This is a genomic window from Frankia gtarii (genome assembly GCF_025403375.1).
Taxonomy (GTDB): domain Bacteria; phylum Actinomycetota; class Actinomycetes; order Frankiales; family Frankiaceae; genus Frankia; species Frankia gtarii.
Genome location: NZ_JAMPTM010000254.1, coordinates 1 through 9,515, shown reverse-complemented (window position 1 = coordinate 9,515; position 9,515 = coordinate 1). Strand labels below are relative to the sequence as shown.

At 71.6% G+C, this 9,515-nt stretch carries 8 protein-coding genes and 1 pseudogene; 7 read left to right on the top strand and 2 right to left on the bottom strand.

Annotated features, from left to right (window positions below; translation table 11 throughout):
- Positions 1–19: 19 nt before the first annotated feature.
- The gene (locus NBZ83_RS25930; protein WP_261575971.1) at positions 20–238 is read right to left on the bottom strand and encodes a hypothetical protein; all 219 of its coding nucleotides are present in this window, start codon (positions 236–238) and stop codon (positions 20–22) included.
- Between the two features lie 119 nt (positions 239–357).
- On the opposite strand from NBZ83_RS25930, the gene NBZ83_RS25925 reads away from it, so the two are divergent.
- The 3 genes from NBZ83_RS25925 (at position 358) to NBZ83_RS25915 (ending at position 4,276) form a co-directional block, all read left to right on the top strand.
- A complete protein-coding gene (locus NBZ83_RS25925; protein WP_261568115.1) occupies positions 358–1,857 on the top strand; it encodes an LCP family protein in 1,500 nt (499 codons plus the stop codon).
- Complete coding sequence (locus NBZ83_RS25920; protein ID WP_261568114.1) at positions 1,854–2,810, top strand: TIGR03089 family protein; 957 nt, start codon at positions 1,854–1,856, stop codon at positions 2,808–2,810. Before NBZ83_RS25925 ends, NBZ83_RS25920 begins: the two co-directional genes overlap by 4 nt.
- A 122-nt stretch (positions 2,811–2,932) precedes the next feature.
- Positions 2,933–4,276, top strand: coding sequence for a UDP-glucose dehydrogenase family protein (locus NBZ83_RS25915; RefSeq protein ID WP_261568113.1), 1,344 nt, complete (start codon positions 2,933–2,935; stop codon positions 4,274–4,276).
- A gap of 13 nt (positions 4,277–4,289) precedes the next feature.
- On the opposite strand, the gene NBZ83_RS25910 is transcribed toward NBZ83_RS25915, so the two are convergent.
- Positions 4,290–4,889 carry a beta-class carbonic anhydrase gene (locus NBZ83_RS25910; protein ID WP_261568112.1) on the bottom strand — a complete coding sequence of 200 codons (600 nt, stop codon included), beginning with the start codon at positions 4,887–4,889 and terminating at the stop codon, positions 4,290–4,292.
- Between the two features lie 372 nt (positions 4,890–5,261).
- On the opposite strand from NBZ83_RS25910, the gene NBZ83_RS25905 reads away from it, so the two are divergent.
- The 4 genes and pseudogenes from NBZ83_RS25905 to NBZ83_RS25890 form a co-directional block, all read left to right on the top strand.
- Positions 5,262–5,771, top strand: coding sequence for a GtrA family protein (locus NBZ83_RS25905; RefSeq protein WP_438803198.1), 510 nt, complete (start codon positions 5,262–5,264; stop codon positions 5,769–5,771).
- A 602-nt stretch (positions 5,772–6,373) separates the two neighbouring features.
- Positions 6,374–6,970: a TetR/AcrR family transcriptional regulator gene (locus tag NBZ83_RS25900; RefSeq protein WP_261568111.1), complete on the top strand. Its 597-nt coding sequence runs from the start codon at positions 6,374–6,376 to the stop codon at positions 6,968–6,970.
- 800 nt (positions 6,971–7,770) lie between these two features.
- Positions 7,771–8,676: a hypothetical protein gene (locus NBZ83_RS25895; protein WP_261575970.1), complete on the top strand. Its 906-nt coding sequence runs from the start codon at positions 7,771–7,773 to the stop codon at positions 8,674–8,676.
- A 463-nt stretch (positions 8,677–9,139) separates the two neighbouring features.
- A pseudogene (locus NBZ83_RS25890) lies at positions 9,140–9,515 on the top strand (hypothetical protein); the annotation flags it as partial.

Genomic DNA, 9,515 nt, shown 5'->3' with positions numbered 1-9,515 from the left:
CGTCCGGCGCTGACGCCACCTACCCCGCGTACCCCGCCCGACCTATGGCACCTGCGTGGGGGACCATCGGCGCCGGAGCCACCCACGGCGCCCGTTCGGCCGCGACGTCCAGCACCGCCACGTCCAGCACCGCCACGTCCAGCACCGCCACGTCCAGCACCGCCACGTCCAGCACCGCCACGTCCAGCACCGCCACGTCCAGCCCGGCCAGCCGGGCTGTATCGCCCGAGCGGCCCACACGGCCGGCCCGCGCGCCAGCGGCCGCTACGGCTGCCGCCGGAGCTCGATCCCCGCCGGCCGCGCCGGCACCGCTCGTTCCTGCGCCGGCTGTCGCTCACCGTTACCAGCCTGCTATCCGTGCTCGTCCTGGGGCTGTGCTCGCTGGGTTGGGCTGCCTACCGGCACTTCGACGGCGCCATCACCCGGGTGAACTGGGACATCGATGGCGCCCGACCGGCGGGCGCGACCGGCGAGCAGAACATCCTGCTACTCGGCGATGACAGCCGAGCGGGTACCAACGGAGAGTACGGCGCCGTGGACGGGGTGCGATCGGACACGACGATCATCGTCCACTTCGCCCGGAACGGCTCCGTGACCCTGCTGTCCTTCCCCCGCGACATGCTCGTGCCGGTCGTGCCCCCCACCCGGGCCGCGGCCCGGGACGGCCGCGCGAAGCTGACCGAGGTGCTCCAGCTGGCGGACGTGCCCGGCCTCGTCACCACGCTGGAGTCACTCACCGGCCTGAAGATCGACCACACCATCTCGATCAATCTCGCCGGATTCCGGACGATGACGGACGCGGTAGGCGGCGTCACCGTCTGCGTGACACCGTTGCCCGACGGGAGCACTCGCAACCTGCACGACACGATGTCCGGATGGGACGGCCACCTCGGGGAGAACCGGCTGAACGGCGAGCAGGCGCTCGCCTTCGTCCGCACCCGCTACGCCCTCGGTGACGAGCGGCTGCGCGTCCTGCGTCAGCAGCAGTTTCTCGCCAAACTCCTGGCGACGGCGACCAGCGCGGGCGTGCTCTCCAACCCCGCGAAGATCACCGCACTGCTCGGTGCGGTCGGCGGCGCGCTGCGGGTGGACAAGGGATTCGACCAGACCGCGATGCTCACCCTGGCGAAGCGGGCCAGCGGACTGGGCGCGGGCGGAGTCCGCTTCGTCACGGTTCCCACCCGGGTGGCGCTGCCCGTCGACGGCGCCGTCGACGGGCTGGGAACGGTCCCGCCCCACGGTGCCGTGCTGGTCGCCGACCAGGCCGGCCTCGTCCAGGTGCTGGCGCCGCTGCGGCCCGCGAGCGACGCCCGCCCGGCCACGGCGACCCCCGCCCCTGCCGCAAGCACGTCCGACCCCGGGGTCGGGGTCGACCCTGCCGGGATCACCGTCGCCGCCGTCCGCAACGCGTCGGGGCGTACGGGGCTCGCCGCCGCCACTGTCGACGCGCTGCGGTCACTCGGATTCACTGGACCGATGACGACGGCGACGATGAACGGTCAGGCGCTGACCGAGATTCACTACCCCCCGGGCCAGCAGGGCGCTGCGCGCACCCTGGCCACCCGACTGCCCGGCGGTCTGCCGGTCGAGGACCCCGCGCGAACCGGGAACGGACTCGTCGTCGTCCTCGGCACCGCGTTCGCCGGCCTGACGGCCGCGGCTGGTCCAGGCGCGGCGGCCGGCCCAGGCGGCGCTGCAGCGACAGTCGGCGCCACGTCCCCAACGGGCGCCGCGGCAGCCATTGCCTCCTCATCCGCCGCCGGGACTGGCACCGCGGGGACGGGCACCGCGGGGACGGGTGCCGGCGCCCCCGGTACGCCCACGCCGCTGCCCGCCGACACCTCCTGCACGCCGTGACCGGGGCGTCGCCGCGGCTGGTACCCGCCGCTCGGCTGCTGGGTCCGGCGGGCGCGGGCGGCCCGCCGGAGGGAAACGTCCCCGCAGGAGTGCGGGGCATCGCCGGACTACTCGCCCATCGGCTTGCCACCGACCCGGCCAGGCCGCTGGTGACCTTCTACGACGACGCGACCGGCGAGCGGGTGGAGTTCTCCGCCATCACGCTCGACAACTGGGTCGCGAAGACCGCGAACATGCTCGTCGACACCCTCGGGCTCGGTGCCGGCGACCGCATCGGGATCGACCTGCCGACCCACTGGCTGGGCCTGGTGATCCCGCTCGCCGGCTGGTCGGCGGGGCTGGAGGTCGTCCTCGCCGTCGACGAGAACGGCGGTGGCGGTGCGCTGGCCGCGGGCTCGACGCTGCCGCCGACGACCCGCCTCGGCGCGCTGTTCGTGGCCGAGGATCGGCTCGACGCGACCGCCGAGCTGGTGGTCGACGAGACGGTGGCGCTGTCGCTACGCCCGCTGGGCGGCCGCATGCCGCGGCCCGTTGCGGGCGTGCTCGACTACTCCGTCGAGGTGCCTGCGCACGGCGACCGGTTCAACCCGCCGCCGCCTCCGCCGGAACAGGTCGAGCTGCTGCGTGCCGGCGCACGGATCGCGGCGGCCTGGGCCTTGGGACCTGCGGACCGGGTCCTGTCCACCGCGCCGTTGGCGTCGGCCGAGGGGCTCCTCGGCGGCCTGCTCGCTCCGCTGGTGGCCGGCGCATCGGTGGTGCTCTGTCGGCACCTCGACCCCGCCGCGCTCACCCGCCGGATCGAGTCCGAGCGGGTAACCGCCATCGCCGCAGCGCCCGTTGCGGCCGGCGGAACGGGCGGTGCGGGTCCTGAGGAAGCCGGCGTTCCCGGGGCCGACGCGCCCGCACTCGCGGGCCCGAGCGCACGGACGCTGCGCCTCCCCCACCTCGGGTGAGGCCCGATTGTGCCGACGTGGCGGCCGGCGCCGGAGGGTAGTGACTACTCTCGTCAACCGGTGGCTCTCGGTGCGCGATGGCGGGGCGCAGGGGATCCACGTCGTTCCCCTGCGCAGCGGAGGTGCCGAGCGTGAGCAGGTCCACCGATCCGCGGATCAGCGTCATCGGCACGGGCTATCTCGGCGCGGCCCACGCCGTGTGCATGGCCGAGCTGGGCTTCGACGTGATCGGCGTCGACATCGACGCAGACCGGGTCCGGCGGTTGTCCAGCGGCGAGGTGCCGTTCTACGAACCGGGCCTCGAGGCGCTGCTGCGCAAGAACCTCGAGGCCGGACGGCTCACGTTCTCGGGCTCGCTGGCTGAGGCGGTCGACCGGGCCGACGTGCACTTCATCTGCGTGGGGACGCCCCAGCGGCACGACTCCGGCGCGGCGGACCTGCGCCACGTCGACGCGGCGGTGAGCGGGCTGATCGCGGCCGGACTGGGCCCCGCGGACCTCGTGGTCGGCAAGTCGACGGTGCCCACGGGCACGGCCACCCGGCTCGCGGCGAAGCTCGCCGCGGGTGCGCCCGGCGCGGAGCTCGCCTGGAATCCTGAATTCCTGCGGGAGGGCTTCGCCGTCGACGACACCCTGCGCCCGGACCGGCTGGTCTTCGGCGTCGCTCCCAGCGGCGCCGCGGAACGGCGGCTGCGAGCGATCTACGCCCGAACGATCGGTGCCGGTACCCCCGTCGTCGTCACCGACCACACCACCGCCGAGCTCGTCAAGGTCGCCGCGAACGCGTTCCTCGCCACGAAGATCTCCTTCATCAACGCCATGGCAGAGGTGTGCGAGGCCGCCGGCGGCGATGTCGTCGAACTGGCCAGCGCGCTGGCGCACGATGCCCGGATCGGGCACCGATTCCTTCAGGCCGGCATCGGATTCGGCGGCGGTTGCCTGCCCAAGGACATCCGGGCGTTCCAGGCCCGCGCGGACGAGCTGGGGGTCGGTCGCGCCCTGGCGTTCCTCGGCGAGGTGGACGCCGTCAACGCCCGGGCGCGGACGCGCACGGTGGCGCTGGCCCGGGAAGTGCTGGGCGGCTCACCGACGAACCGGGTGGTGGGTGTGCTCGGAGCCGCGTTCAAGCCCAACTCCGATGACATCCGCGACTCGCCGGCCCTGGCTGTAGCCGAGGCGCTGCGCCGGGCCGGAGCCCATGTGTCGGTCTACGACCCGGCGGCCGTGGTGAACGCCCGGACCTGCTACCCAGACCTGCGCTTCACCGACTCGGTGGTCGACGCGGTGGCCGGCGCCGAGGTCGTGCTCCTTCTCACCGAGTGGCACGAGTTCCGGGAGCTCGACCCGGCAGTGCTACGACCGCACGTGGCACGGCCCGTCGTCATCGACGGCCGAGGAGCCCTCGATCCCGGGCGGTGGCGGGCGGCCGGTTGGACCTACCGGGCGCTGGGCCGGCCGCAGCGCTGACCCCGCGCGTCGATCAGGCCGGGACCTCCACCAGCGCACCGGTCTCGACCTGGTAGACGAAACCGCGGACCGAGATCGTGGTCTGCAGGAAGGGCGAGGAGCGCAGGATCCGCAGCGACAGGCGCACGTCATCCTCCACGTCGGTGAACGCCTGCACCGACCACTCGGGACGCACGCCGGTGTCCCGCTCCAGCTGGTCGCGGAAGCCGTCGTCGGTGATCCTCTCCAGGCCGCAGGAGGTGTGGTGCAGGAGGATGATCTCCGTGGTGCCGAGCACGTTCTGACTGACCGCGAGCGAGCGCACGACGTCCGTGGTGATGACGCCGCCGGCATTGCGCAGGATGTGCGCGTCCCCCTCGGTCAGGCCGAGCAGCGCCTCAACGTTGATCCGGGCGTCCATGCAGGCGACGACCGCGACGCCCAGACGTGGGCGCGCGGTCGGAGAGGCCGGCAGCCCGGCCTCCTGCCGCCGGGCCGGGTGGCCGGCCGCGTAGGTCAGCAGCAGCTCCGTCACCGTGGCCGTGCCGTCCACCGGTCCCGCCGGGCGGATCCGGTCGGCGTGCGTGTCGGCGGCCGTCTCGGCCGGGCTCTGGTGGTCGGTCGACGTCGACATCAGCCGTGCGACCCACTCGCAATGGAGATCATCGTGACCCATCCTCCCGATCTGTGGTGACCGCGCTCCCGCATTGCCAGGATGCCGTCCACCTACCCAGCTTCGTCGGTGTTCCCCACATTCGCCTAGGTTGCGCCACTCACGTTGCCCTTCGAAGCGAATCGGTTGCATCACTCATCGTAGATTAGGGAACACATCACGAGTGACTCAACCACACTCCGGTAGACTTACATCACTACCAGCAGTCGAGATCTGGACGTCGACCGAGGCGGTGATCGAGCCGGCGCCCCCATCCGAGGGGGTGGCCCTGAGCCGAGGGGGAGGCAGCCGGTACTCTCCTCGGGTGGTAAGAATCGAACGAGGTCACCTGTGGTGAGCCACCGGCAGACACGCTCGCCGATGCAGGTACTCATCCACGAGATGGGCAAGTTCGGGCTGGTCGGCGGCGTCTGCTATGCCATCGACTTCTTGGTTTCGAACTTGTGTCACACACTTCTCGGAATGGGCCCACTCAGCGCGAAGACCGTCTCTACGGTGATCGCGGCCACATTTTCCTACATCGGAAACCGGCAGTGGTCCTTCAACCACCGAGCCCGGACCGGTCTGCGCCGCGAGTACACCCTCTTCGTGATCCTGAATACCGTTGGCCTGCTGATCGCACTCGGCTGCCTCGGGTTCGCCCGCTACGTGCTGGACCTGCGCGGCGTGCTCGCCTTCAACCTGTTCGGCAACGTCATCGGTACCGGGCTGGGAACGGTGTTCCGCTTCTGGGCCTACAAGAAGTGGGTGTTCCTGCACCCCGACGATCCCAAGGCCGCGGTGAACAACGGCGCCGACCAGGAGAACCCCCGGCCGGTCCCGGAACACGCCGGCCGGATCTGACCTTCCCTCGCCCGCCGGCCGCTCCCCGCCCGCGGGCGACAGGCTGGCGCCGGCCGCACTGCCGGGTCTGGCCGACCTGGTCGCCGGGAGTCGGCCGAACTGCCGGCCTCCGGGCGGGGGCAGGCGTCGCCGCCCGGCTCCACTGCGCCGATCAGGCCGCCCATGAGCTCACGCCGGCCAGGGTCGATCACTGCGACAATCTCGGCCGGCGCTCTCGGACTGGTCCGCTCCACCCGGACGGGACAATCGCGGCTCGACGCTGGACCGGCGTCTCACCCCCGGACGGCACACCGATGGGCACCCCAGCCCACACCCGCCTCAACGGCACCAACGCGCTCCCCCACTCGGGCGTCCAGCCGCCGCCACGAACGGGGAGAGGCGCAGGCCCACCACCCGAAGGGCGGGCGATTCTGGTCCCGCCCGGACACCGGGAAGCACCATCTGGTCCGGTGCCAACTCGTACTCGAAGTATCCCCGGCGAGTTACGCTCTGCGGGCCAATCCGGTGCTACGCGTTCACGGTCATCCACCATGAGTCACAGATCGACTCTCGGAACGCACGCGACAGGCACCGGCCAGTCCGCAGCCGTCGGAGAATGTGTCGTGACCCAGCCCTCGCTCGCGTCGCCGCGCCCAGGCGGCCGACCCCGCGACGAGAGCCGAGACCACGCGATCCGATCAGCCACGCTGGACCTGCTCGCCGAACTCGGATACGACGGCGTGACCATGGACCGGGTGGCCGCCCGCGCCCGCGCCGGCAAGGCCACGATCTACCGGCGCTGGCCGTCGAAACTCGCGATGGTGATAGATGCGATCAACGCCTTTGCCGAGGAACGCATGCCGACTCCGGACACGGGTTCCCTGCGGCTGGACATCATCGAATTCCTGACCTCCTTTCACGAGGCCATCCGGGGGGACCGCGGGCGGATCATCGCCGAACTGATCTCAGAAATGCCCCGCAATCCTGATCTACGGAACGCGCTGCGAGGCGGACTCTGGTCGCAGCGCGAGGCGAGTTCCCACACCATCGTCGAACATGCCATCGCCCGCGGGGAGCTCCGCCCGGACGTCGATCACGCGATCCTCATGGAGATCGGCACCGCCATCATCCTGCAGCGGGTGCTCCTCACCGGCGAGTCCGTCGACCGGGTGTTCCTGGAGTCGATCGTGGACGACATCGTCATCCGATACGCTGCCTGATCGCGCGGTGGCCCCGTCGGCCCGTCCCAGCCGGCCGGTACGGATCGGTGTGGAGCCCCGGTCGTGCAGGCGCCCGACCGCAGCCTCGGCCAAGGGCATGGATGCCGTGGCCGGTGCCACGGATGTGTCAAGCAGACGCCGTCCTCCCCTCCAGCAGTAGAAGCCCTACCATCAGCAGTAAGCCCGATCTGGGATGAAGACGCGATTTCTCCCGTCCCGACCGCGGTAGGCGCGGGTGGAGCTGAGGTGGCCGGCCGCCCCCAAGCCATCCCGGCAGCTGGGCCTTCAAGACGGGCGCGGCGGCGGGGGGCCTTCGCGCGGCACAGGAGGACCTCATGCAGTCACCGGGCCCAGGCCCCCAGGACCCGGACGCCGAGACCCGACAGGTGGAAGGCACACCAGCCGGTTCCCGCCCGGACCCTGGTTACCCAGGCAGCGCCGAACTGCACGACGACGCGGCAAGGACGCGCCTGGTCGGTGAGAATGCTGGCGGCTATCAACCGGGCCACGCCAGCGGTTGGCCACCGGTCGGCCAACCGCTCACACCCGCGCAGCCGGGATTCCCACCCGCCGCGCCAGGCCGCCCGCTCAATGATCCCTACAGCCACGAGAGTCCATACGGCCGCGGCGATCCGCGTCACCTCGAGGATCCGTACGGCGAAGAAGCGCAGACCAGGATCCTTCCGGACAATCCAGGACATGGGTACCCGCCCGGGTCGCCCGGCGGCCAGGGCCAGGTCCCGGGCGGGAACGGGTACCCGCCAACCGCTGCGTATCCGCCGGCAGGCGGATACGGCGCGTTGCCGCACGGTGGCCTTAGTGATCCGGGCAGCGGCGGCTTTGGTGGCTCGCCCGGCTATCCCCCCGCCGGCTACCAGGAGCCGGGCGGCTACCCGGGGCCGGGCGCCGGCTACAGCCAGGGCTACCAGCAACAGGGCTACCAGCAACCGGGCTATCCGGCAGCCGGTGACTACCAGCAGGGCTACCCTCCGGTCGCGGCATACGGGGCGTACCCACCCCCTGGCTCCGGGCCCACAGGCGGGCCTCGCCCCGGCGGTTCCGGTCGTCGATGGACGATCATCATCGGCGCGGCGGTCGTCGCGGTGGTGCTGCTCATCGTCATCCCGGTCGTGCTGCTCACCCGCGGCTCCGATGACGGGAATCCGTTGGCCACCGCCTCGGCCCCGCCCAGCGCCCTGCCGACCACGCCCGCAGGCCCGTCGGCCACCTCCTCGGCGAGCCCGTCCCCGAGCCCGTCCCCGTCCCCGAGCGCATCCACGGCGTTCACACCTGCCGAGAGCGAGCTGGTCGCCAAGCTCGACTCGTCGGCGATGACCGACTGCAAGCCCAACAGCGATGCCGAGAGCGATCGCATCCTGGCCTCGCTGTACTGCAACTCCGACGACGGCAAGGTCGTCGCCGCCTACGCCTACGCCACCGCCGGTGATCTCGCCAACGACATCGACGTGCGCAAGTCTCGGGTCACCACGCCCAACGGCACGTGCAAGGAGGGCGGTAGCCAAGTTTTCACCTGGAACTTCGACCAGGACAAGACCCAGGGCACCGCTGTGTGCACGGCGCTGCAGAGCAGTCACTTCATCTTCTGGTCCTACGACAACAAGCTGGTCTCGTTCATGGCGACCGGAACCGACGGCGTCGCTTTGTATGAATGGTGGAGCGGCTTCAACCCGGTGCCGCAGAGCTGATCCGGCCCCGGCCGATACCAGCTCAGCCCACCGACCAGGGCTCAGAACGAGGAGTCCGGAGCATGGTGCGACTCTGATCAGGCGGCGGGATCCCCCTATCCGCCGCACGCCTGCTGCCGCAGGTCCAGGCGGGCGACGATAGGGCCGCATTTGTTGTGCAGTAGCCCAATACTGCCGGTATTTGCGGAGAGGTGCGCCTACTCTGGGGACCGCACCCGTCACCCATCTCGGGAGGAACCGTGCCGAGCCCCGGCAATGGCGACGACGAGTCGCCGCGCTCAGCCGAGCAGTCGCCACCGGGGCCGCGCCTCGGCGATGGTCCCGATCCGGACCCCGACCTCGACGACGCCGAACGCACCATCCTGCAACCTCCCGGGCACTTTCCCCCACCGAGACCCGGCGACCGTTTCGGGGTCGACCCGTCGAGTGGCGCGGGCCGGCCGGGTCCGACCCCGGATCCGCTGTGGCGGGGCCCCGGGCCAGGGCACGTCTCCTGGCCGTCGCCATACGCGGGGTCGGCCTCTCCACCCGTCGACCCCGCGGCAAACACCGGCCCGCGCGGGCCCGTCCAACCTCCGGGCCCGCCCATCCCGTCGGCACCGCCACGCTTTGGTGGCGGCCTGGCCGGTCCGGGCGGTCCACCGGGCCCGCCGACCTCCGCAGCGCCCGCCTGGCCGTCGCCACCCGCCTGGCCGTCGCCGCCCGGCCCACCCGCATCCTGGCCTCGCTGTACTGCAACTCCGACGACGGCAAGGTCGTCGCCGCCTACGCCTACGCCACCGCCGGTGATCTCGCCAACGACATCGACGTGCGCAAGTCTCGGGTCACCACGCCCAACG